Raw genomic sequence first — 22,392 nt, 5'->3', positions numbered from 1 at the left:
CGTGCCGGCGGTGCTCACGGCGTTTCCGTCAGCAGCCCGTACGCCGTCGCCACGAACGTGTCCCCCCGGTGCACCCGCCGCGTCGCCGTCGCCGCCACCGCGAGCCCCGAGTCCGGGCGGAAGCCCAGGAACGCCTGCTGGCCCAGCGTCGCCCCCGCGTGGAAGAGCACCCGACCGTACGGGGACGGGTGCTGGAACCACGTGAGGGTGTGGGTGTGCGCGTGCCGCAGGCCGCGCCGCAGCAGCGGGCGGGTCACCTCGGTGAGCGCGGCGCTCAGCGCCGGGTCCCGGGGCTCGGGCCCGCCCACGTGCGCCTCCAGGAACGTCAGCAGGTCCAGCGGGGTCGCCCGCACCGCGCCCGCCGCCGTGAAGCCGCCCGTGTCCAGCGCGGGCACCGGCGTCCCGTCGCGGCGGCGGCCGACCGCGTCCGTGCCGTCCGGCCCCGGGCGCACCCGGGTCGCGTCCAGCCCCAGCGGGGCCAGCACCTGCTGGTGCAGCAGGACCTCCCACGGGGTGCCGGTGGCCGCGGCCAGGGTGTGGCCGAGGACCGAGACGGCGAAGTTCGAGTAGCGCCAGCGGGTGCCGGGGCGCCGGCGCGGACGGGCCCGCAGGAAGGCCCGGACCACCCGGTCGGCCGGATAGCCGCCGTACGGGCCGGTCGACCAGCGGGGCACCGCCTGCGGGTAGAAGTCGGCGGGCAGGCCCGGCAGCCCCGAGGTGTGGGTGAGCAGATGGCGCAGCGTGATCCGGCGCACCGCCGGGTGCACCGGGAGGCCCGGCGCCAGCAGGTCCGCCGCCCGGTCCTCGTACCGCACCCGGCCCTGGGCGACCAGCCGGGCCAGCAGCAGCCCCGCGTACGGCTTGGACGCCGAGCCCAGCTCGTAGGTCAGCAGCTCCCGGGGGACCGGGCCCGGCGCCGCGCTGCCGCCCGTGTGGACCGTACGGTCTCCGCCACGGCTCATCGCGAGCACCACGTCCGGGGCGTCGATCCGGTCGGCCGCCTCGGCGAGGAGGCGGGCGGTGGCCGAGGTGCCGGGGGCGTCCACGCGGACCGCGGTCATGTTCGTCGCGTCCGTCATGCCGGGGCCGGTTCGGCGCTGAGGCCGGACAGGGCGCGGGACATCGCGAGCGCCGAGGCGAACGCGGCGACCAGCGTCGGGTGGTAGACGAGGTCGAACACCGTCTCCTCGTCGCCCTCCGGCATCCCGCCCACCACCGGCATCGCCCCGTCCGGCCGCTGGGCCTGCGCGAACCCCTGCCAGGCCGCCGGGTCCAGCGTCGGGGAGGGCAGGCAGGCGTCGACCACCAGCAGCTCGCCCAGCAGGTCCCAGCGTTTCAGGTCCAGCCAGTCGTCCAGCCAGGTGGGCAGCCACAGCCCCAGGTAGTCGGCGATGTCGGCGGGAAGGCCCGCGGGCTTCTCGCCCCAGTCCGTGAGGTGGAAGACCGTGTGCGTGATGTCGTAGCCGATGTGGCCCTCGACCGTCCACGGCTCGGGCCGCCGCGCCAGCCAGGTGCGGGCCAGCGCCGCCGTCTCCGGGACGCTCGGCTCCACCCCGAACCGCCGCTCGATCGCGCTCAGGCCGAGCCTCCGCACCGGCAGCACCTCCAGCGCCGCCCAGCTGGCCAGCCCGTGGTTGAGCCGGATCGCGGACTCCAGGTCGGGCTGCCGGTAGCCGAGCTCCCGGAACGGTACGTAGACCTCCAGCGGCACCGGCGAGAGCGGTTCGCGCCGCTGGCCCTCCAGCAGCCGCGCCCCGGAGCCCAGCAGCTCGTGCCAGGCGTGGTCCAGCAGCTTGTGGGCGAGCGCGGACTGCTGGGAGCCCGCCACGCCCTCGCGGAAGATGACCTTGCCGATCAGCGCGAGCTCGCCCAGCGGCTTGAACCGGTCCAGCATCCCCGCCTCCGGGGCCGGGTCGGCCTCCAGCCGGAACCCTTCCCGGTGCTCGTACAGCCAGCCCAGGGCCTTCGCCCCGACGTCGTGGATCTGCTGGATGCCGCTGCTGCTCATGGGGTGTGCCTTTCCCGGCCGGGCCCGGCCTCGTCCGTCTGCCGCGTCGGCCCCGGCGACCGCAGCGACCTCAGGGACAGGGCCGCCGCGAAGGCCGTGACGAGCGTGGAGTGGTAGCAGTCGATGAAGGGGTACGGGTCCGGTGGCGCGTCCTCGCGCACCGGTACGCCCGTCTCCGGGACGCAGCCGCTCGTGTGCTGCACGTCGGCGAGCACCGGCCAGACCGCGTCCAGCAGGGCCGTCGGCGGTGGCCCCGGCAGGGAGGCCGCCACCGCCAGCAGCTCGCCGGTCAGATCCCACTGCCCGCTCTCCAGACAGCCGTCGGCCCATGCGGGCAGCCAGGTCCGCAGATAGCCGTCGATCCTCTCCGGCACGCGGTCCGGCATCCGGCCCCAGTCGGTGAGGTGGAAGACGGTGTGGGTCAGCGCGTAGCCGGACGGGCCCTCGAACATCCACGGTTCGGAGAGACCGCCCAGCCAGGTCCGGGACAGGACCCCGCCGGCGTCCGTATGGGTCACCACCCCCACCCGCCGCTCGGAGTTGACCAGGCCGAGCTGCCGGTTGGCGTGCTGCTCGGTGTGGGCCCAGGCGCGCGTCGCGGTGAGCGGGCGGGCGAGCGCCTCGAAGCCTTCGTGGCGCAGCCCGTACCCGGCGAAGGCGGCGTAGATCTCGTACGGGTACGCGGCGAACGGCTCGGCGCGCAGCAGCTCCAGGAGGAGGTCGCCTCGCGCGACCTGCTGCCAGGCGTACGTGACGAGGTCCCCGGCCAGCTCGTGTTCCGGGGTGCCCGGGGCGGTGGCGCGGCGGATCGTGGAGCCGAGCTGGGCCAGTTCACCGAGGGGTTTGAGGGTGGCGTTGACCTGGGTGTGGGGTTCCAGGACGTCGTCGGGGAGCGTGAAGTGGCTCCGGTGGGCGTCGGTCCAGGCGAGGGCCCGGCTCAGGACGCGGGGCAGGACGGCGAGCGCGGCGCCGGTGGAGGGGGAGGTGCCGGGTGAGGCGTGGTCCCCGGGAGGCCGGCCCGAGCGGCTTCGGGGGTCCGGGCGCCCCCGGGGGCCCTGTGTCGCGGTCGCCGTCATCGTGCTCTCGCCTCGGCCATCAGCCGGGCGGCCCGCACCTGGAGGGTGACGCGGGGGTCGTGGCCGCCCATCAGCTCGACGAAGTCCAGGCCGCGCTCCAGGCCCAGCGTCGCCGGCTCGCCGCCGACGGCCGCCAGCCAGCGGCCCGCGCCCGCCGCCTGGAGCCAGTCGCGCCGCCGGACCGCGCGGACGAAGCCGCGCGACAGGTCGACGGCACGGTTCGCCGCGGCCCGCTGGACGGCTGAGGGGGAGGCCGGGACGGCGAGCGGGGCCAGGACGGACAGCTGGTGGGTGAACGCCTGCCAGGGGGCCTCCTCCAGCCAGGCGGCGTCGGGCTCCTCGTACGCACCGGGGGCGCCCGGGGACGGGGGCGCGATCCGCTGGAGCGTGGAGATCATGTGCCAGTGGCTCCAGGCCGTGGCGGCCGGAGCGTCGGGCTTGGGCGGGAACTCCCGTACCGCCCGGTCGAGCACGGCGACGTCGCCCGGATGCGGATGACGTCCGTGGAGAACACTGGGCAGCAGCAGGTCGGCCCCGATGACCCGCACGGCGGCGATTCCGGTCCGGTTCTCCTCGTCGATTCCCGCCGCGCCGCACACCGTGGCGAGGTGGTCCCCGCTCCGCAGAGCGAGGACCACCTCCGTTGCCAGGTCATGCACGGCGCCCGCCAGCGGGGACGAGGCATGTGTCTGGTCCATGTGGCGACGACTAGCCCTTCTTCGGGCGCGGGGTCGGGGGCGAGAGCAGCAGAGCGCCGCCGCCCGCGAGGAGCGCGAGGTACGCGCATTCGCGCGAGTCCCGGTACAGCCCCTCGGCCTCGCCCGGGTTGAGGGCCGCGTCGAGATCGAGCTCGATGTCAGTGGCAGTGGTGTCCGTCGTGTACATGGGTTGTTCCCCGTCCTGTGGGAAATGGGGTGGACGTAATGAGTGAAAAGCAGGAATGGGGGTGCCGCAAATCGGGCTGCGACATCCGTGGAAATTACGCATTCAATTGAATGATGAATTCCTGGGGTGGGGTCGGCATAAAAGGCCGGAAATTCGGGGAGGGGGAGGAGTGGGTACGGGGGTCGTGCGCGGGCGCGTTCACGCCCGGCTCCCGGCGCGAACGGGGGCGCTCGGTGACCCGGTGGTCACGGTCTGTCCTGCCGTGCATCTCTCCCGCGCCATGCGGGGGCAAAGGGCGGCAAAAGGAGGCCAAGAACGCACCAATATCGGCCCTGAGCTGGTGCGTCCATCCGCGTCCAGGTGTCCACTGGAAGGGACGGGCCACCTGTTCGAACCCCTCGGGCGGGTCGGCCGTCCCCGGAGCGCGTGACCGGCGGCCAGGAGGAGCGGGTATGAGCGAGATCGCAGCGACCACCGTCCATGAGGCGTACGCCTTCGCCTGCATGAGGTGCGGATACGGCTGGGAGCAGTCCTACGAGATACAGCACCACACGGACGTCCACGGCCACGACTTCGTCGTCTACACGGCCGACGGCGAGCGTGTGCCGTCCCCGCTCTCCACGCCCACCTGCACCAACTGCGGCGGACACGTGGTGCGCATCATGCGGGCGGGGCGGGTCGCCGGTGTCCAGGAGCTCCTGCGCAAGCAGTCCGCGCCGCGCGAGGCGGAGGACCGGGCGGTGTCCGTCGCCGCCGCCCCGGAGCGCCACTGGCGGCTGTCGGACCTCCTCCATCCGTTCCACCGCAGGTGACATCCCCCTGGTGCGCCGGACGCCGATGACGTACGGGGGCCGGGCCCTCGTACGATCGTCGGCATGAGCCGTACCGAAGCCCCGCCGCTGCCCGAGCCCCTGCGGGTTCCGGTCGCCGACTCCCACACCCATCTGGACATGCAGGACGCCACCGTCGAGGAGGCCCTCGCCCGGGCCGCCGCGGTGAACGTCACGGCGGTGGTCCAGGTGGGCTGTGACGTGGCGGGCTCCCGTTGGGCCGCCGAGACCGCGGCCGCCCACGCCGCCGTCCACGCCTCGGTCGCCCTGCACCCCAACGAGGCCCCGCGCATCGTCCACGGGGACGTCGAGGGCACCGCGCGGCAGGGCGCCCGGGAGCCCGGCGGCAAGGCGGCGCTGGACGAGGCGCTCGCGGAGATCGACGCGCTGGCCGCCCTCGACCACGTGCGCGGGGTCGGCGAGACCGGTCTGGACTTCTTCCGTACGGGTCCCGAGGGCGTCGCCGCCCAGGAGGAGTCGTTCCGCGCCCACATCGAGATCGCCAAGCGGTACGGCAAGGCGCTGGTCATCCACGACCGCGACGCGCACGCGGACGTCCTGCGGGTGCTGGCGGACGCGGGCGCGCCCGAGCGGACCGTGTTCCACTGCTACTCCGGTGACGCCGACATGGCCCGGATCTGCGCGAGCGCCGGATACTTCATGTCCTTCGCGGGCAACGTGACCTTCAAGAACGCCCAGCCGCTGCGCGACGCGCTCGCCGTCGCCCCCGCCGAGCTGGTCCTCGTCGAGACGGACGCGCCCTTCCTCACCCCCGCCCCGTACCGCGGACGGCCCAACGCGCCTTACCTCATTCCGGTCACGCTGCGCGCCATGGCCGAGGTGAAGGGGCTGGACGAGGACGCGCTGGCCGCCGCGATCTACGACAACACGGCACGCGCGTTCGACTTCTGAGGGCCCCGGAGATCTTCCCGGCGCGCCCGACACGGCGACCCTGAGTAGCCGTATCGCTTTGGAGAGTCACTATGTCTCCGCTATCGTCCCGGGCGCACCAGGGCCGCGCGGCCCTGTGGCCCTGGGGGGGTCGGCGGGTGGAACTTCGGGAGCGGCGTGAGCACTTCACAGGGCAGTCACCGGGCAGCGCGCGGCGGACGGAGGGGGCGCACGGCACTCGCGCCGCCGCCCGCCCCGGCCCCGTACGCCCCGCCCGCGCCGGACGGGTTCCACGAGCGGCTGACCGTCGTCGAGGGGACCTGGGCCGCCGGGGCGGTGCACGACCCGACCATGGTGGACACCCCGCTCACCGGTTTCCCGCTCCCCGGCACCCTCCTCCCGGCCCCGCCCCCCTCCGTCCCGCGCCAGCCGCCCTCGCGCGCCGGGGCCGGGTCCGGGTCCCGGCGGGCGGCCAAGCGGCGCCGGACGCTCGTCGCGAACCCCGAGAGTCTGCGGCGCCTTCTCCCCCGGGCCCTCGTCGTCGCGTTCCTGGCGGGCGGCACCACCGCGTTCGTCGCCAACGACAAGGCGGTCCGCCTCAGCGTCGACGGCACACCCCGGACCCTGCACACCTTCGCCGACGACGTCACCGAGCTCCTGGCGGACGAGGGCGTCACCGTCGGCGCGCACGACGCCGTCTTCCCGGCCCCCGGCACGGCCCTCGACCACGGCGACGAGGTCGTCGTCCGCTACGGGCGGCCGATCACCCTCACCCTCGACGGCGTCCGCCACCAGGCGTGGACGACCGCCGGAACCGTGGCCGGGGCCCTGCGCGAATTCGGGGTCCGCGTGGAGGGGGCGTACCTCTCCACCGCCCGCTCCGCACCGATCGGCCGCACCGGCCTGACCCTCACCGTCCGCACCGAACGCACCGTGACCTTCATGGCCGACGGCCAGGAACGCACCCTGCGCACCAACGCGGCCAGCGTCCGCGAGGCCGTCGCCGAGGCGGGCATCACGCTGCACGGCCAGGACACCACCTCCGTGGACCCCGCGAGCTTCCCGCGCGACGGCCAGACGATCTCCGTCATGCGGATCACCGACACCCGCGAGGTGCGCGAGGAGACGGTCCCGTACGCCGTCGAACGCAGCGAGGACCCCGAGCTGTTCCGGGGCGTCGAGGTCGTGGAGCGGGCGGGCCGCAACGGGGTGCGCCGGGTCACGTACACCGTCCGCACCGTCAACGGGGTCCGCCAGAAGCCCCGCAGGACCGCCGAGGAGCTGGTCCGCCGGCCGGTCAGCCGCGTCGTCCGCACCGGCACCCGGCAGCGGCCCGACTCGGTCGCCGGGGCGGACGGGCTGAACTGGGGCGCGCTGGCCGCCTGCGAGTCGGGCGGGCGGCCGGGGGCGGTCGACCCGAGCGGCACCTACGGGGGGCTGTACCAGTTCGACACCCGGACCTGGCAGTCCCTCGGCGGCAGCGGACGCCCCCAGGACGCGCCCGCCGCCGAGCAGACGTACCGGGCGAAGAAGCTGTACGTACAGCGGGGGGCGAGTCCGTGGCCGCACTGCGGCCGTAGGCTTACCGGGTGAGCAGCACAGAGCCCGACGCCCTCCTGGGCCCCGCAGACATCCGCGACCTGGCCGCGAAGCTGGGCGTACGCCCCACCAAGCAGCGCGGTCAGAACTTCGTCATCGACGCCAACACCGTCCGCCGCATCGTGCGCACGGCGGGGGTCCGCCCGGACGACGTCGTCGTCGAGGTCGGCCCCGGGCTCGGCTCGCTGACCCTGGCGCTGCTGGAGGCGGCGGACCGGGTGATCGCGGTCGAGATCGACGACGTCCTCGCGGCCGCCCTGCCCGCCACGGTGAACGCCCGGATGCCGGAGCGCGCCGACCGCTTCGCCCTCGTCCACTCGGACGCGATGCTGGTCACCGAGCTGCCGGGCCCGGCGCCCACCGCACTGGTGGCGAACCTCCCGTACAACGTGGCCGTGCCGGTCCTGCTCACCATCCTGGAGCGCTTCCCCAGCATCGAACGCACCCTCGTCATGGTCCAGTCCGAGGTCGCCGACCGCCTCGCCGCCCGCCCCGGCAACAAGGTCTACGGCGTGCCGTCGGTGAAGGCCAACTGGTACGCGGACGTCAAGCGCGCCGGGGCCATCGGCCGCAACGTGTTCTGGCCCGCCCCGAACGTCGACTCCGGCCTCGTCTCGCTCGTCCGGCGCACCGAGCCCATCGCCACCACCGCGTCCCGCGCCGAGGTCTTCGCGGTCGTGGACGCCGCCTTCGCCCAGCGCCGCAAGACGCTGCGCGCGGCCCTGTCCGGCTGGGCGGGCTCCGCGCCCGCCGCCGAGGCCGCGCTCGTCGCCGCCGGGGTCTCCCCGCAGGCGCGCGGTGAGGCGCTGACCGTCGAGGAGTTCGCGGCGATCGCGGAGAACAAGCCGGAGGCGTCCGAGCTTTCCGGGGGCGACAAGTGAGCGTCACCGTCCGTGTCCCCGCCAAGGTCAACGTCCAGCTCGCCGTGGGCGCCGCCCGCCCCGACGGCTTCCACGACCTGGCCAACGTCTTCCTCGCCGTGGGCCTGTACGACGAGGTCACCGCCACCCCCGCCGACGAACTGCGCATCACCTGCTCCGGCCCGGACGCCGCCCAGGTCCCGCTGGACACCACCAACCTCGCCGCCCGGGCCGCCCTCGCGCTGGCCGAGCGGTACGGCATCGAACCCGCCGTCCACCTCAACATCGCCAAGGACATCCCGGTCGCGGGCGGCATGGCGGGCGGCAGCGCCGACGGGGCGGCCGCCCTGGTCGCGTGCGACGCCCTGTGGGGGACCGGCGCGAGCCGCGACGAACTCCTCGCGATCTGCGCGGACCTGGGCAGCGACGTGCCGTTCAGCCTGGTCGGCGGGGCCGCGCTCGGCACCGGACGCGGCGAGAAGCTGACCCCGATCGAGGTGGGGGGCACCTTCCACTGGGTCTTCGCGATGGCGGACGGCGGCCTCTCCACGCCCGCGGTGTACGGCGAGTTCGACCGCCTCACGGCGGACACCGAGGTCCCCGAGCCGACCGCGTCCCCCGCCCTGCTCGCCGCCCTGCGCTCGGGCGACTCCGGCGCACTCGCGGCCGCCCTGGGCAACGACCTCCAGCCCGCCGCGCTCTCCCTGCGCCCCTCCCTCGCGGACACCCTGGCGGCGGGCACGGCGGCCGGGGCCCTGGCCGCCCTGGTCTCCGGCTCGGGCCCGACGACGGCGTTCCTGGTCGAGGACGAGTCGGTGGCCCTCAAGGTGGCCGACGCGCTGCTGACGTCCGGGACCTGCCGCAGCGCACGGGTGGCGGTGTCGCCCGCGCCGGGCGCGCACGTGATCTGACGCCCCTCGGACCTTCCTGCCCCTCGTACTCACCGAGCAAGTGAGTACGAGGACGCTGCCGCACCCCGGCCCGCGCACGCGACCGTACCCCCATGGGATCAAGTGTTCGTGAACTGGCCGGGGCGACGCCCGCCACCCGGGACCGCTACGTCGACCTGCTGAGGGTCGCCTCGCTCGCCGCGGTCGTCCTCGGCCACTGGCTGATGGCAGCCGTCACCCCGGACGGGGTGGGCAACCTGCTGGCGGTCGTTCCGGCGCTCCAGCCGCTGACCTGGCTGCTCCAGGTCATGCCGGTGTTCTTCTTCGTCGGCGGCTTCTCGCACGCGCTGTCCTACCGCTCCCTGCTCCGCAAGCGCCCCGGCGGCTCGACGGACTCCGTCTACTCGGCGTTCCTGCGGGCCCGGCTCCAGCGGCTGCTGCGCCCCACCATGGTCTTCGTCCTCGTGTGGGGCGCGGCGGCGCTGCTGGTCCAGCTCCTCGGCGGGGGCGGCGGGCTGAGCGGCGTCACCCTGCGGATGGTGACCCAGCCGCTGTGGTTCATCGGGATCTACCTGGCGATGGTCGCGTTCACCCCGCCGCTGCTGAGGCTGCACGAGCGGTACGGCTGGGGGGCCTTCGCCGCACTGGCGGGGGCGGCCGCCGCTGTGGACGCCCTCCGCTTCGCGGCGGGAGTCCCGTACGTGGAGTTCCTCAACTTCGCGTTCGTCTGGCTGGCGGTGCACCAGCTCGGGTTCCTGCGCGCCGACGGTCACCTCCGCCTCCGCCGCCCCGCCCTGCTCGCCGGTGGCGGTCTGGTCACCGCCGCCGCGCTGGTGGCGTTCGGCCCGTACCCGCTGTCCATGGTCGGGATGCCCGGCGAGAAGGTCAGCAACATGGCCCCGCCCACCCTCGCCCTGCTCTGCCACGGCCTCTGGCTCGTCGGCGCGGTCGAACTGCTCCGCGCCCCGGCCGCCCGCCTGCTGGAGCGCCCCCGGGCCTGGCGCACGGTGGTGGCCGCCAACGGGGTGGCGATGACCGCGTTCCTCTGGCACCTCACGGCGATGTTCGGGGTGTACGGGGCGATGCTCGCCCTCGACGCCCCGCTGCCCGAGCCCGCGTCGGCCGCCTGGTGGGCCCAGGCCCCCCTGCGGATCGCGCTCGCCGCGGCCCTCACCGCCGGTCTCGTGGCCGCCTTCCGCACCTTCGAGCGCCCGGTCCCCACCGCCCCCGCCGCAGGCCACGGTCCCCTCGCGGCCCTGGGCGCGACACTCTGCCTGCTCGGCGTGCTGGGCCTGTCCATGGTCGGCTTCGGCGGCCTGCTGGAGGGCCGCACGGCCCTGCTGATCGCGATCCCGGTCAGCGCCCCGGGGGCCGTCGCGATGACCCTGTGCGGCTGGCTGCTGGTGGAGCGGGCGGGGCGGGGGCCGGGCAGGGGTCAGCGGCCGTAGTGGTAGCGGCAGGCGGCGATGCGGACCTCGTCGTCGACCACCTTGTAGATGAGCCGGTGCTCGTCGGTGATGCGGCGGGACCAGTACCCGTGAAAGCCGTGCTTCAGAGGTTCCGGCTTGCCCATTCCTTCGTTTCCGTTCCGGGCGATGTCCTGGAGCAGTGTGTTGATCCTCTTGAGGATCTTGCGGTCCTGGCTCTGCCACCAGACGTAGTCGTCCCACGACGACTGATCCCACACGAACTTCACTCCGCGAGCTCCTGTACCGTGCCGCCGCCGCTTTCCAGACGGTCGATCGAAGCCAGCAGCCGACGGGCGTTCTCCGGGCTCCGGAGCTGGTACGCGGTCTCCTTGAGGGACTCGTACTCGTCGAGCGCCACTATCACCACGGGCTCGTGGCCGGCGCGCGTGACCACGACCTCTTCACGGTCGTCCACGACTGCGCTCAGGGTCTCGGCGTACTTCGCCCTCGACTCCGTGTAGGTCATGGTCCTCATACTGCGCCTCCATCTGTACGTCATCCTGTACGTACAGAAAACTGTACTGCACATGCCCGCTGGTGAGACCGCACGCCTCGCACCTTCCGCCGCGCCGTACCCTGGGAAGGTCGATCGATCCCCCCGGACAGGAGTGAAATGGCCGTCAATCTGGTCAATGTCGAGCAGGTCAGCAAGGTGTACGGCACCCGTGCCCTGCTCGACGGTGTATCCCTCGGGGTGTCCGAGGGCGACCGGATCGGTGTCGTGGGCCGCAACGGCGACGGCAAGACGACTCTCATCCGGATGCTCGCCAAGCTGGAGGAGGCGGACACCGGCCGCGTCACCCACAACGGCGGACTGCGCCTCGGCGTCCTCACCCAGCACGACTCCCTGGACCCGAAGAAGACCATCCGCCAGGAGGTCATCGGCGATCTGGCCGACCACGAGTGGGCGGGCAGCGCCAAGATCCGCGACGTGCTCACCGGGCTCTTCGGCGGGCTCGCCCTGCCCGGCTTCGAGCACGGGCTCGACACCGTCATCGCCCCGCTCTCCGGTGGCGAGCGCCGCCGTATCGCCCTGGCCAAGCTCCTCATCGACGAGCAGGACCTGATCGTCCTCGACGAGCCCACCAACCACCTCGACGTCGAGGGCATCTCCTGGCTGGCCAGACATCTGCGCGCCCGCCGCTCGGCCCTCGTCTGCGTCACCCACGACCGGTGGTTCCTGGACCAGGTCTGCACCCGCATGTGGGACGTCCAGCGCGGCACCGTCCACGAGTACGAGGGCGGTTACAGCGACTACGTCTTCGCCCGCGCCGAGCGCGAACGCATCGCGGCCACCGAGGAGTCCAAGCGGCAGAACCTCATGCGCAAGGAGCTGGCCTGGCTGCGCCGCGGCGCCCCCGCCCGTACCTCCAAGCCGCGCTACCGCATCGAGGCCGCCAACGAGCTCATCGCCGACGTGCCGCCCCCGCGCGACACCAGCGAGCTGATGAAGTTCGCCAACGCCCGCCTCGGCAAGACCGTGTTCGACCTGGAGGACGTGACCGTCCAGGCCGGGCCCAAGACCCTGCTCACCCACCTCACCTGGCAGCTCGGCCCCGGCGACCGCGTCGGCCTGGTCGGCGTCAACGGCGCGGGCAAGACCTCCCTGCTGCGCGCCCTGGCCGAGGCCGCCCGCACCCAGGGCGACGAGCAGCCCGCCGCCGGGAAGATCGTCGTCGGCAAGACCGTCAGGCTCGCCTACCTCTCCCAGGAGGTCCACGAGCTGAACCCGAACCTCCGCGTCCTGGAGGCCGTCCAGCAGGTGCGCGACCGGGTCGACCTCGGCAAGGGCCGCGAGATGACCGCGGGGCAGCTCTGCGAGCAGTTCGGCTTCACCAAGGAGAAGCAGTGGACGCCCGTCGGCGACCTCTCCGGCGGTGAGCGCCGCCGCCTCCAGATCCTGCGGCTGCTGATGGACGAGCCCAACGTCCTCTTCCTCGACGAGCCCACCAACGACCTCGACATCGAGACCCTGACCCAGCTGGAGGACCTCCTCGACGGCTGGCCCGGGTCGATGATCGTGATCTCCCACGACCGGTTCTTCATCGAGCGCACCACCGACCGGGTCATGGCCCTCCTCGGCGACCGCGCCCTGCGGATGCTGCCGCGAGGAATCGACGAGTACCTGGAGCGCAGGCAGAAGATGGAGGAGGAGTCCACCCCCTCCGCCGCTGCCGCCCCCCGTACGTCCGCCGCCCCCGCGGCCGCCCCGGCCGTCTCCGCGCAGGAGGCCCGGGCCGCGAAGAAGGAGCTGCAGAAGGTCGAGCGGCAGCTCGACAAGCTCTCCACCCGGGAGACCGCGCTGCACAAGCAGATCGCGGACAACGCCACCGACTTCGAGAAGGTCGCGGGGCTCGACGCCGAACTGCGCGAACTCGTCACCGAGCGCGACGAGCTGGAGATGCGCTGGCTGGAGCTGGCCGAGAACGCCTGACCGGCACTGCTGGGGTCGGTGGGGCCAGCAGCGCTGGTGGGGTGTCAGGTGCTCGTGGGCCGGGTGGTAGAAACGGGACAGCAGAGACTGGACCGTATGTTCGAGGGGGACCACACCGATGTCGCAGCCGCCGCAGGGCAGCCCGGGCGAGCAGGGCGGCTTCGGCGCCCCGTACGAACCACAGCCGGGTGTGTACGGAGACCCGGCGCAGCACGGGCCGCCGCCTCCCGGCCCGTACGGCTATCCGCAGCCGCCGACGCAGCCGGCCCCCCTGCTGTCCGGCGGACCCGGTGGACCCGGCCGCCCGTCCCGGGGCCGGGCCGCGGGGATCGTCGCCGCGGTGCTCGCCGGGGTGCTGGTCGTCGGGGCCGGTGTCTGGTTCGTCGTGGGCGGCGGTGACGACGCCGACGACAGGAAGCCCGTTGCCAAGGGCACGGAGAGCGGCGCCCCGAAGCAGTCGGACACCCCGCCGAGCCGGAAGGCGACGCCCGACCCCGGAGCCGCGGAGCTCAACAAGGGCCGCAAAGAGGGCGAGGCCCCCGTCCGCTGGATCCAGAAGAACGGCGTGGACCTGCCCGAGGGCGGCGACTCCGCCCTCGGGCCCTGGGTCGTCGGCGACACCGTGGCCAAGGCCATGTACCGCACCGCGTCCGCCTATTCACTGGCCGACGGCGCGCAGGAGTGGAGCCTGCGCCTGCCCTCCGACGTCTGCGCGGCACCCACACGGCCGACCGCCGACGGGAAGATCGTCATCGGACTCATGTCGGACACCACGGACGAGGCGTTCTGCAACAGACTCCAGATGATCGATCTGGCCACCGGAAAGGCAGGCTGGACCGCTTCGTACGACCGCTCGGAAACCCAGGACGCGCTCTCCGACGTCGTCATGGCCATCAACGGAGACGTCGTGACCGTGGGGCGGACCAGCCTCACCGACGCCTACCGGATCAGCGACGGCAAGCACCTGTGGGGCAAGCTCCCCGGCGGCAGCTGCCAGCCGTACGGCCTCACCAGCGGTGCCGTCCCGCTCGCCGCAGTCGACTGCCGCAAGGAGCCGATCGACCCGGCCGAGGAGGAGGTGCGGCGCATCGACCCGGCCACCGGCCGGACCGTGTGGACGTACAAGGTCAAGAAGGGCTGGAAGGTCGACCAGTTCTACTCCGTGGACCCGCCGGTCGTCTCCGTGCGCAAGTCCGGGGCGGAGTCGGAGTGGGCGGTCGTCCTGCTCGACAGCGACGGCACCTACCGTGCCCAGCCCCAGGCGGGCAACGAGGACTACGGCGTCCGGTGCGCCGACGACCTGCGCAACGAGGGCGGGAACCTGGACCACTGCATCGGGGCGGCGGCCGACGCGAGCACGTTCTACCTCGCCACGAAGGCCCCGGAGGACAGCGACGACAAGACCAACGCCGTCGTCGCCTTCGACAGGACCACCGGCAAGCGGAAGTGGAAGGTCGACGCGCCCGCCGCGCAGACCCTGCTGCCGTTGCGCGTCGAGGGCGGCAAGGTGCTGATGTACCTGAGCCCGCCCGCGGCCGGGGTGAAGGGTGCGGGCGGCGGCATCATGGCGCTCGGGCCGCAGGGCGGACCCCTCCAGCCGGTGCTGCGGCACCCGGCGTCCGCCGCGGCGGCCGAGCGCACCTTCTACGACCCCCTGGTCCACTACGCCGACGGACGCTCCCTCCTCATGCACGGCTACGTCACCGGGCCCTCCGACAAGGAGGAGATGGAGCTGAAGACCATGATCGCCTTCGGTGACTGATCGTCGCCCCAAGCCGCAGAACGACCGTACGTGAGAACGAGAGGGCCACACCCGATGTCGCAGCCGCCGCAGGGCAGCCCTGGAGGGCGAGGCGGGTTCGGCGCCCCGTATGAGCCGCAGCCGGGGGTCTACGGAGACCCCACGATGCCGATGCCCCAGGCGCCCGGGTCCGGGTCCGGGGGACGCTCCCGGGGGCGGGTCGCCGCGCTCGTCGCCGCTGTGCTCGCCGGGGTGCTGGTCGTCGGGGCCGGTGTCTGGTTCGCCGCGGGCGACGGTGGCTCCACCGACGACAAGAAGCCCGTCGCGAAGGAGACCACCGCGAAGGAGACCGCCGCTCCCGGGGAGTCGGGCCCCCCGGGTGAACGGTCGGTGACCCGGGCCCCCACAGCGGACGACCTCAACGCGCAGCGCGAGCCGGGCGACAGCCGGGTTCTCTTCGTCCAGAAGAACGAAGTGGACCTGCCCGGCGGGGGGACCGAGGTGTACGGCCCGTGGTTCGCCGGGGACCTCGTGACCAGGGCCGCGTACCGCACGGTGGCGGGCCATGCGGTGGCGGACGGGACGGAGGAGTGGAGCCTGCCCCTGGCCACCAGCGTCTGCGCCGCACCCACCCTGCCGACCACGGACGGGAAGATCGTCCTCGCGCTCCAAAGCGACACCTCGGAGGGCGCGACCTGCGACAGGCTCCAGATGGTCGACCTGGCGACGGGCAAGGCGGGCTGGAGCGCCCGGTTCCAGCGGATCGGCGTCTGGGACGGACTCTCGAAGGTCAACATGGCCGTCAACGGCGATGTCCTGACCGTCGGGCGCGTCGGCCGTACCGACGCCTTCCGGATCAGCGACGGCAAGCACCTGTGGGACGAACTGCCCGGGAACTGCCAGCCGTTCGGCTTCGCCAGCGGCCCCGTGCCGCTCGCCGCCACCAGCTGCCAGGAGGAGGGGCCCAACGACCACGCCGTGCAGCACGTGCGGCGCATCGACCCGGCCACCGGCCGCATCCAGTGGTCGTACAAGGTCAAGAAGGGCTGGAAGGTCGACCAGTTCTACTCCGTGGACCCGCCGGTGGTCTCCCTGCGGCAGGGGAGGGAGAAGTGGGGCATCCTGATTCTCGGCGACGACGGCACCCGCCGCAGCGCGCTGAGCGGCCCCGCAGCCGACAACTACGCCCCGACCTGCGGGTTCCAAGAGGCGGACCGCGGTCGGAATCTCGACGCCTGCCAGGGCGTCGCCGCCGATGACGACACGTTCTACATCGCCACCGAAGCCGTCGCGGACGGCGGTGACATCTCCAACGCCGTCGCCGCCTTCGCCCTGGAGACCGGCAAGCAGAAGTGGAAGGTCGAGGCCCCCGCCCGCCAGATCCTGATGCCCCTGCGGGTCGAGGACGGCAGGCTGCTGATGTACGTGAGCCCGGCCCGGGCCAAGGAGGAGGGCACGGGCAAGGGCGGCGGCATCCTCGCGCTCCCGTCGGGCGGCGGGGACCTGGAGCCGGTGCTGCGGCACCCGGTCGCCGCGAGCACGGTCGAGCGCACCTTCTCCCCGCCGCTGGTCGCCTACTCCGGCGGGCGGGCCGTGCTCGTCCAGCCACTCCTCAGCCGGGCCGATGACGAGCAGGAACAGGAGCAGGTGGTGATGCTCGGCTTCGGTGACTGACCGTCACCCCGGGCGGGGCGTAACGAGGGCATCACGACGCGGTTCTCCCTTGGGAACAGGGGGTGGACCGATCCGGTGTTCGATGGCGGGCGGGTGGTAGAAAGAAGCCCCGCTCGACTGTCGTAACACTGCGGAATCCATGACCGATTCGCTCCTTTCCGAGGGGAATTGACCCTCTCGGAATCGCGGGGGAGACCGAATCGACCACCGGACCGCACGAAGGGGGACGCGCTGATGAGCCAGCCGCCCAGCCAGCAACCGCCGCAGGGAGGCTTCGGGGCTCCGCAGGAGCAGCCGCAGGGGACTCCTCAGCCGCCACCGCCCCAGGACCTGCCGCCCGCTCAGCCGCCGCAGCCTCCGGCCGGAGCCCCGCAGCCCCCGGCCGGGCCGCCGCAGACCCCGCCCCCTGGCGCACCCCCGGCGTACGGCTATCCGCAGACGCCTCCGGGCGGCCAGCCCGGTTACGGCTACCCGCAGCAGCCCGGCCAGGGGCCCGGACCGTACGGCCAGCAGGCCCCGGGCCCGTACGGCCAGCAGCCCGGCCCCTACGGCCAGGAAGCCCCCGGACCGTACGGCCAGCAGGCCCCCGGTCCGTACGGCCAGCCGACGCAGCCCGGCTACGGCTACCCGCAGCAGCAGTACCCCGGCGCCCCCGTTCCCGGCGGTCCGGGCTCCGGCGGCGGTTTCCTCAAGGGGAAGACCGGCATCGTGGTCGCGGCGGCGCTCGCCGTGGTCCTGGCCGCCGGGGCGGGCGTCTGGTTCGTGGTGAGCGGCAGCGACGACGACAAGAAGCCCGTCGCGGGCCAGAGCACCGGGCCCGCCGACCCCAAGGCCCCCAGCGAGTCCCCGACGGTCGACGAGGGCGACGGCAGCGGCGACGGCCGGGAGGCGAACGACGACCTCAACGCCGGGCGCAAGCCGGGCGAGGCCAAGGTCGCCTGGCTCCAGAAGAACGACATCGACCTGCCGCGCAACGGCTCCTCCGTCCACGGCCCCTGGTTCACCGGCGACCTGATCGTCAAGGCCATGTACCGGGGGGTCTCCGCCTACTCCGTCGCCGACGGCAAGCAGAAGTGGACCCTCCCGCTCCCCGCCGATGTGTGCGCGACGCCGAACGCGCCCACCACCGACGGCAAGATCGTCATCGGGGTGAAGGACGGCACCACGGACAAGGCCAACTGCTCGCTTCTCCAGATGATCGACCTCAACACCGGCAAGGCCGGCTGGAAGAAGGAGATCAAGAAGAACGGCACCTGGGACTTCCTCTCGGACATCGGTCTGGCGATCAGCGGGGACACCGTCGCCGTCGGGCGCACCGGCAACTCCAACGCCTACCGCGTCAGCGACGGCAAGGAGCTCTTCGGCACCCCCGAAGGCAACTGCAAGCCCTACGCGTTCGCCGGCGGGCCGAAGCTCATCGCCGCGGTCAACTGCCGCACCGACGACGTCAAGAACCCGCAGCAGCAGGTCCAGGAGCTGACCCCGGCCAACGGCAAGCCCAAGTGGACGTACCAGCCGCCGCGCGGCTGGGAGATCAGCAAGGTCTACTCGGTCGACCCGCTCGTCGTCAGGCTCGACCACGACAAGAAGAAGCAGTGGGCCATCGCCGCGCTCACCGACAGCGGCAAGCTCCGCTCCCAGCTCTCGCCCGCCAAGGGCGACACCCTCACCGCCGACTGCGGGAGCGGCTTCGCGGTCTTCGGCAAGAAGCTCGAAGGGTGCAGCGGCATCGCCGCCGACGCCAACACCCTCTACATGGCGACGAAGGACGAAGGCAGCGGGTCCGCCCGGACGAACAAGGTCATCGCCTTCGACCTGAACACCGGCAAGCCCAAGTGGGAGGCTCCGGCCCCGGCCGGGCGCGTCCTGAAGCCGCTCCGCATGGAGGGCGGCGAGCTGGTGCTCTACATGCGGCCGAAGTACGACGCGAGCGGGGCGGTCGTGACGCTCGCGGCGACCGGCGGCAAGCCCAAGACGCTGCTTCAGCACCCCACGTCGACCGGTCGGATCGAGAACGGTTTCTTCTCGTCCAAGGTCGCCTACGAGGGCGGCCGCTCCTTCATCTTCAGCGAGCGCGTGAGCGCCGGCAACGACAAGGAAGAGCTGGAGCAGACGACGCTGCTGGTGTTCAGCAAGTGACGGCCCGCAACGGCATCTGAACGCGTCCGGCCCCCCTCAGGGCCGGACGCCCCCACTCCACTCGCCTTCCGCTTCTCCTGTTCTCCCGAGGTACGCACGCCATGACGCAGCCGCCCCAGCCGCCCCAGCCACCCAACGAGCCTTCGAACACACCGAACCAGCCGCCTCAGCCGAACACGCCCCCGGCGCCGCCCGCAGGTCCGCCCGCCGGTGGTTTCGGTGCGCCGCAGGACCCGCCGCCCGGAGGGTTCGGCGAGCCGACCCCGCCGCCCGCGGACCCGTACGCCAAGCAGCCGCAGCAGCCGCCGGCCGCGCCCGCCGGGGGCTACGGCACCCCGCAGCCGCCTCCGCAGGGCGGCTACCCCACCCCGCCCGCACCGCAGCCCAACGGCTACGGCTACCCGCAGGAGCCTCAGCCCCCGCAGCCCGGCTACGGCTACCCGCAAGGCCTTGGAGGCCAGCCCGGCCAGCCCGGCCATCCTGGTCAGCCCGGTCATCCCGGGATGCCGCAGCAGGGCTACGGCTACCCGACCCAGCCCATGTACGGCGCCCCGCAGCCCGGCGCGGGTGACGGCAGCGGCGGTGGCGGCAAGAAGTTCAGCACCCAGATGCAGATCATCCTCGCCGCGGCCGTCGCCGTGGTGCTGATCATCGGCGCGGGCCTCATCTACGCCAACACCGGCGGCGACGACAAGGACGGCGGCAACAACCAGGCCTCCTCGTCCGGCAGTGAGGGCAAGGGCGGCGAAGGCAAGGGCGGCGAGGGCGGCGGCCTGGCGGGCGGTGACGAGAAGGCGCCCGCCAACACCAAGGCCAAGGTCGCCTTCCAGGTCCCCGAGCCGAAGGTCACCGAGGTCACCTCGGTCAAGGGCTCCTGGCTCACCGACAAGGCGTACGTCAAGAGCGGCGTCAGCGAGGTCACCGCCTACGACGCGGACAAGGGGACCAAGCTCTGGACCCTGCCGCTGGCGGGCGAGGTCTGCGCCGCGTCCCGGCACATGAGCAAGGACTACAAGACGGCCATCGTCTTCGAGGAGTCCAAAGCCACCAAGGAGAACAAGTACCCCTCCTGCAACCAGGTCGGTGTCATCGACCTGAACACCGGCAAGCTGCTGTGGAGCAAGGGCATCACGGCCGCCACCGGCGGTGACAAGGAGATCCGCTTCGAGGAGGTGACGATCAGCGGGACCACCGTCGCCGCGGCCGGCACCCGTGGCGGCGCGGCCTTCAAGCTGGACAACGGCGCCGAGCTCTGGAAGCCGAAGGTCGGCGCGGACGGCTGCTACGACACCGGTTACGCGGGCGGCGAGGCCCTCGCCGTGGTCCGCAAGTGCGGCTCGTACGACAGCCCGCAGCTCACCATCCAGGCGCTGAACCCGACGACCGGTGCGCCGCTGTCCTCGTACCAGATGCCCGAGGGCGTCGACTACGCGTCCATCGTCTCCACCAAGCCGCTGGTGGTCGCGGCCGACGTCGGCGACACCGCCGGTGACGGCAGCAGCATCTCCGACTTCTTCTCGATCGACGCGGCGACCGGCAAGCTGATCGTGCGCATCTCCGCCGACGCGGACCTGTACGCGGCGCGCTGCGGCGCCACCGACGTCGAGAGCTGCCAGCACATGGCCGTCGGCAACAACAGGCTCTACCTGCCGACCGAGGAGCACGACGGCACCGGGGAGTACGGCAAGACCAACGAGATCGTCGCCTTCGACCTGAAGACCGGCAAGCTGCTGGGCGGCCGTGCGGACGCCGGTGACCGCTACACCCTGGTCCCGCTCCGGATGGACGGCACCAACATCATCGCGTACAAGGAGCCCCCGTACGACAAGGGCGGCCAGATCGTCTCCATCGACGGCGAGACCTTCAAGGAGACGCTGCTGATGGAGAACCCGAGCGACGAGGCGGTCCGGTCCGCGGAGAGCCGGTTCACCACCGACCACTCCGAGGTCCTCTACTCCCAGGGCCGGCTCTTCAAGTCCAGGATGCTCATCAGCGAGCGCAGCGGCAGCGACCTCGACCGGAAGCTCTACCTCGTGCTCGCCTTCCGAGCGGAGTGATACCCCGTCCCTCCCGCGGCCGTTCCTGAGGGCGCGGCGCACCGATCAGGGCCCCGCCGGTCGATCATCGACCGGCGGGGCCGATCGTTTTCCGCCCTCGTGGTGATCGCCGGAAGTCGGTCAACGGGCCCCGAATAGAGCAGAATTCGGCATTCTGGGGGGCTTCTCCCCGGTAAGGGCCGCGCAGCGCCGAACAAGCGTGTAGCTTGCCGGGTCAGGAGGCCGGGGGGCCGCCGACCGGGGCGTAAAAGGGCACTTGGGGGCTTGATCGATGGGCGTGCGGCTCATGGTGGTCGACGATCACCGACTGCTCGCCGAGGCACTCGCCTCGGCGCTGAAACTGCGCGGGCACCGGGTGATCGCCGCCGCCGCTCCCACGTCCGGGGCGGCGGAGCTGGTGGTCAGCCGGGCTCCGGAGGTCTGCCTCTTCGGTACGGCCACGCCCGCCGCCCCGGGCGTCTTCGACCCGATCGCGCGGATCGGCCAGGAGCGCCCGCAGGTGGCGGTGGTGGTCCTCGGGCCGGTGCCCAGCCCGCGCGGCATCGCCGCCGCGTTCGCCGCCGGGGCCGCCGGGTACGTCCGGCACGACGAGCGCATCGAGGGCGTGGAGCGCGCCATGCTCAAGGCGCGGTCGGGGGAGAGCGCCATCGCCCCCCAACTGCTGCGGGGTGCCTTCGCCGAGCTGCTCAACCCCGCGGAGCAGCCCGACGACGAGGGGCGGCGGCTGCTGCGGATGCTCACCCCGCGCGAGGCGGAGGTCCTGGTCCGGGTCGCCGATGGCGAGGACACCCGGCTGATCGCGGCCGGGATGGACATCGCCCCGAGCACCGCTCGCACCCATGTCCAGCGGGTCCTGATGAAGCTGGGGGTCGGCTCCCGGCTGGAGGCGGCCGCCCTCGCGGCCCGTACGGGCCTGCTGGAGCGGGCGGCGGGCAACGGCTACGCACCGCAGGGGCCGTGCGCCCCAGGGCGGGACGGGTGACGTAGGCACCCCTGACCGGGACCGTCGCGCCCCGCCGAGCGGGAGCGCGACCTCCGTGGAGCGCCGGACCATTGACCGTGGTGTTTGCTTGTGATTTGTTGTGTGCGCTTATGTTGGTTGGGGGAGTGGGTGGAGGACCCTGGTGAAGAAGACGGTTACGACGCTCGCCGACGGCCGTGAGCTGATCTACTACGACTCCGCCGACGGCATCGTCCGCGACGCCGTCGACCGCCGCCCCCTCGACGCCGTCTCGACCTCGTCCGAGATCCGCCGCGACCCGCTGCTCGGGGACTCCGTCGCCGTCGCCTCGCACCGGCAGGCCCGCACCTACCACCCGCCCGCCGACGCCTGCCCGCTCTGCCCCACCCGGGACGGGCGGCTCAGCGAGATCCCCGACAGCCACTACGACGTCGCCGTCTTCGAGAATCGCTTCCCCTCCCTCGCCGGGGACTCCGGCCGCTGCGAGGTCGTCTGCTTCACCTCCGACCACGACGCGTCCTTCGCCGACCTCACCGAGGAACAGGCCGCCCTCGTCCTCGCCGCCTGGACCGACCGCACCGCCGAGCTGGGCGCCCTCGACCAGGTCACCCAGGTCTTCTGCTTCGAGAACCGGGGCGCCGAGATCGGCGTCACCCTCGGCCACCCGCACGGCCAGATCTACGGCTACCCCTTCGTCACCCCGCGCACCGAGCTGATGCTCCGCTCGGCCGCCCGCCACCGCGAGGGGGCCGGCCGCAACCTCTTCGACGACGTGGTCGCCCGCGAGGAGAAGGACGGCAGCCGCGTCGTCCTCGCCACCGACCACTGGATCGCCCACGTCCCGTACGCGGCGCACTGGCCCTACGAGGTCCACCTCC

The 22,392-nt window shown here is 72.9% G+C and carries 20 protein-coding genes; 13 read left to right on the top strand and 7 right to left on the bottom strand.

The annotated features are described in order from the left end of the window. Positions 1-14: 14 nt before the first annotated feature. Genes CIB93_RS17785 through CIB93_RS37960 form a run of 5 tightly spaced genes read right to left on the bottom strand, consistent with a single transcriptional unit; the run spans position 15 to position 3,969 of the window. Positions 15-1,079: a serine hydrolase gene (locus tag CIB93_RS17785; RefSeq protein ID WP_096627921.1), complete on the bottom strand. Its 1,065-nt coding sequence runs from the start codon at positions 1,077-1,079 to the stop codon at positions 15-17. Further along, on the bottom strand, positions 1,076-2,008 hold the full coding sequence (locus CIB93_RS17780) for a hypothetical protein (protein ID WP_096627919.1): 933 nt from the start codon (positions 2,006-2,008) through the stop codon (positions 1,076-1,078). Before CIB93_RS17780 ends, CIB93_RS17785 begins: the two co-directional genes overlap by 4 nt. Next, a complete protein-coding gene (locus CIB93_RS17775; protein ID WP_096627918.1) occupies positions 2,005-3,084 on the bottom strand; it encodes a hypothetical protein in 1,080 nt (359 codons plus the stop codon). Before CIB93_RS17775 ends, CIB93_RS17780 begins: the two co-directional genes overlap by 4 nt. Continuing rightward, positions 3,081-3,782 carry a hypothetical protein gene (locus tag CIB93_RS17770; RefSeq protein ID WP_096627916.1) on the bottom strand — a complete coding sequence of 234 codons (702 nt, stop codon included), beginning with the start codon at positions 3,780-3,782 and terminating at the stop codon, positions 3,081-3,083. The genes CIB93_RS17775 and CIB93_RS17770 overlap by 4 nt, the downstream gene beginning before the upstream one ends. 10 nt (positions 3,783-3,792) lie before the next feature. After that, on the bottom strand, positions 3,793-3,969 hold the full coding sequence (locus CIB93_RS37960; protein ID WP_096627915.1) for a hypothetical protein: 177 nt from the start codon (positions 3,967-3,969) through the stop codon (positions 3,793-3,795). 452 nt (positions 3,970-4,421) lie between these two features. Between CIB93_RS37960 and CIB93_RS17760 the strand changes: the two genes are divergently transcribed. The 6 genes from CIB93_RS17760 (at position 4,422) to CIB93_RS17735 (ending at position 10,487) form a co-directional block, all read left to right on the top strand. Beyond that, on the top strand, positions 4,422-4,781 hold the full coding sequence (locus CIB93_RS17760; protein WP_096627913.1) for a hypothetical protein: 360 nt from the start codon (positions 4,422-4,424) through the stop codon (positions 4,779-4,781). A gap of 63 nt (positions 4,782-4,844) precedes the next feature. Continuing rightward, positions 4,845-5,711 (top strand): TatD family hydrolase, encoded by an 867-nt coding sequence (locus CIB93_RS17755; protein WP_096627912.1) that lies wholly within the window; start codon positions 4,845-4,847, stop codon positions 5,709-5,711. Positions 5,712-6,041: 330 nt separating this feature from the next. After that, complete coding sequence (locus CIB93_RS39435; RefSeq protein ID WP_179500151.1) at positions 6,042-7,283, top strand: resuscitation-promoting factor; 1,242 nt, start codon at positions 6,042-6,044, stop codon at positions 7,281-7,283. Continuing rightward, positions 7,280-8,170 (top strand): 16S rRNA (adenine(1518)-N(6)/adenine(1519)-N(6))-dimethyltransferase RsmA, encoded by an 891-nt coding sequence (gene rsmA / locus CIB93_RS17745; protein WP_096627909.1) that lies wholly within the window; start codon positions 7,280-7,282, stop codon positions 8,168-8,170. Before CIB93_RS39435 ends, rsmA begins: the two co-directional genes overlap by 4 nt. After that, positions 8,167-9,060: a 4-(cytidine 5'-diphospho)-2-C-methyl-D-erythritol kinase gene (locus tag CIB93_RS17740; protein WP_096627907.1), complete on the top strand. Its 894-nt coding sequence runs from the start codon at positions 8,167-8,169 to the stop codon at positions 9,058-9,060. Before rsmA ends, CIB93_RS17740 begins: the two co-directional genes overlap by 4 nt. A 92-nt stretch (positions 9,061-9,152) precedes the next feature. Continuing rightward, entirely contained in the window at positions 9,153-10,487 is a 1,335-nt protein-coding gene (locus tag CIB93_RS17735) for an acyltransferase (protein ID WP_096627906.1), read from the top strand. On the opposite strand, the gene CIB93_RS17730 is transcribed toward CIB93_RS17735, so the two are convergent. Both CIB93_RS17730 and CIB93_RS17725 read right to left on the bottom strand, forming a co-directional pair. Continuing rightward, a complete protein-coding gene (locus CIB93_RS17730; protein WP_096627904.1) occupies positions 10,475-10,735 on the bottom strand; it encodes a Txe/YoeB family addiction module toxin in 261 nt (86 codons plus the stop codon). The genes CIB93_RS17735 and CIB93_RS17730 overlap by 13 nt on opposite strands. Continuing rightward, positions 10,732-10,983 (bottom strand): type II toxin-antitoxin system Phd/YefM family antitoxin, encoded by a 252-nt coding sequence (locus tag CIB93_RS17725; RefSeq protein ID WP_006125193.1) that lies wholly within the window; start codon positions 10,981-10,983, stop codon positions 10,732-10,734. Before CIB93_RS17725 ends, CIB93_RS17730 begins: the two co-directional genes overlap by 4 nt. 138 nt (positions 10,984-11,121) lie before the next feature. Between CIB93_RS17725 and CIB93_RS17720 the strand changes: the two genes are divergently transcribed. From CIB93_RS17720 to CIB93_RS17690, 7 genes are all read left to right on the top strand, one after another. Continuing rightward, complete coding sequence (locus CIB93_RS17720; protein WP_096627903.1) at positions 11,122-12,942, top strand: ABC-F family ATP-binding cassette domain-containing protein; 1,821 nt, start codon at positions 11,122-11,124, stop codon at positions 12,940-12,942. Between the two features lie 118 nt (positions 12,943-13,060). After that, entirely contained in the window at positions 13,061-14,704 is a 1,644-nt protein-coding gene (locus tag CIB93_RS17715; protein WP_096627901.1) for a PQQ-binding-like beta-propeller repeat protein, read from the top strand. A 144-nt stretch (positions 14,705-14,848) separates the two neighbouring features. Then, a complete protein-coding gene (locus CIB93_RS17710; protein WP_257002236.1) occupies positions 14,849-16,357 on the top strand; it encodes a PQQ-like beta-propeller repeat protein in 1,509 nt (502 codons plus the stop codon). 234 nt (positions 16,358-16,591) lie between these two features. Continuing rightward, positions 16,592-18,496 (top strand): PQQ-binding-like beta-propeller repeat protein, encoded by a 1,905-nt coding sequence (locus CIB93_RS17705; protein WP_096627898.1) that lies wholly within the window; start codon positions 16,592-16,594, stop codon positions 18,494-18,496. Positions 18,497-18,597: 101 nt separating this feature from the next. Next, a complete protein-coding gene (locus CIB93_RS17700; RefSeq protein WP_096627897.1) occupies positions 18,598-20,553 on the top strand; it encodes a PQQ-binding-like beta-propeller repeat protein in 1,956 nt (651 codons plus the stop codon). Positions 20,554-20,824: 271 nt separating this feature from the next. After that, a complete protein-coding gene (locus CIB93_RS17695) occupies positions 20,825-21,535 on the top strand; it encodes a LuxR C-terminal-related transcriptional regulator (protein ID WP_096627895.1) in 711 nt (236 codons plus the stop codon). 142 nt (positions 21,536-21,677) lie between these two features. Beyond that, positions 21,678-22,392, top strand: a 715-nt coding sequence (locus tag CIB93_RS17690; protein ID WP_096627894.1) for a DUF4931 domain-containing protein, incomplete at its 3' end; no start/stop codon positions are given.

It is taken from the genome of Streptomyces sp. WZ.A104, assembly GCF_002382885.1.
Classification (GTDB): Bacteria; Actinomycetota; Actinomycetes; order Streptomycetales; family Streptomycetaceae; genus Streptomyces.
Note: the sequence above shows the minus strand (reverse complement) of the source record. Positions and strands in the feature narration are given on the sequence as shown.

Excerpts from the sequence above, each read along its gene's own strand:
- CIB93_RS17755 (WP_096627912.1), top strand. The coding sequence starts at position 4,845 with ATGAGCCGTACCGAAGCCCCGCCGCTGCCCGAGCCCCTGCGGGTTCCG.
- CIB93_RS17760 (WP_096627913.1), top strand. The coding sequence starts at position 4,422 with ATGAGCGAGATCGCAGCGACCACCGTCCATGAGGCGTACGCCTTCGCC.
- CIB93_RS39435 (WP_179500151.1), top strand. The coding sequence starts at position 6,042 with ATGGTGGACACCCCGCTCACCGGTTTCCCGCTCCCCGGCACCCTCCTC.
- CIB93_RS17785 (WP_096627921.1), bottom strand. The coding sequence starts at position 1,079 with ATGACGGACGCGACGAACATGACCGCGGTCCGCGTGGACGCCCCCGGC.
- CIB93_RS17695 (WP_096627895.1), top strand. The coding sequence starts at position 20,825 with ATGGGCGTGCGGCTCATGGTGGTCGACGATCACCGACTGCTCGCCGAG.
- CIB93_RS17710 (WP_257002236.1), top strand. The coding sequence starts at position 14,849 with ATGCCGATGCCCCAGGCGCCCGGGTCCGGGTCCGGGGGACGCTCCCGG.
- CIB93_RS17700 (WP_096627897.1), top strand. The coding sequence starts at position 18,598 with ATGACGCAGCCGCCCCAGCCGCCCCAGCCACCCAACGAGCCTTCGAAC.
- CIB93_RS17720 (WP_096627903.1), top strand. The coding sequence starts at position 11,122 with ATGGCCGTCAATCTGGTCAATGTCGAGCAGGTCAGCAAGGTGTACGGC.
- CIB93_RS17715 (WP_096627901.1), top strand. The coding sequence starts at position 13,061 with ATGTCGCAGCCGCCGCAGGGCAGCCCGGGCGAGCAGGGCGGCTTCGGC.
- CIB93_RS17735 (WP_096627906.1), top strand. The coding sequence starts at position 9,153 with ATGGGATCAAGTGTTCGTGAACTGGCCGGGGCGACGCCCGCCACCCGG.
- CIB93_RS17705 (WP_096627898.1), top strand. The coding sequence starts at position 16,592 with ATGAGCCAGCCGCCCAGCCAGCAACCGCCGCAGGGAGGCTTCGGGGCT.
- CIB93_RS17725 (WP_006125193.1), bottom strand. The coding sequence starts at position 10,983 with ATGAGGACCATGACCTACACGGAGTCGAGGGCGAAGTACGCCGAGACC.
- CIB93_RS37960 (WP_096627915.1), bottom strand. The coding sequence starts at position 3,969 with ATGTACACGACGGACACCACTGCCACTGACATCGAGCTCGATCTCGAC.
- CIB93_RS17770 (WP_096627916.1), bottom strand. The coding sequence starts at position 3,782 with ATGGACCAGACACATGCCTCGTCCCCGCTGGCGGGCGCCGTGCATGAC.
- CIB93_RS17780 (WP_096627919.1), bottom strand. The coding sequence starts at position 2,008 with ATGAGCAGCAGCGGCATCCAGCAGATCCACGACGTCGGGGCGAAGGCC.
- CIB93_RS17775 (WP_096627918.1), bottom strand. The coding sequence starts at position 3,084 with ATGACGGCGACCGCGACACAGGGCCCCCGGGGGCGCCCGGACCCCCGA.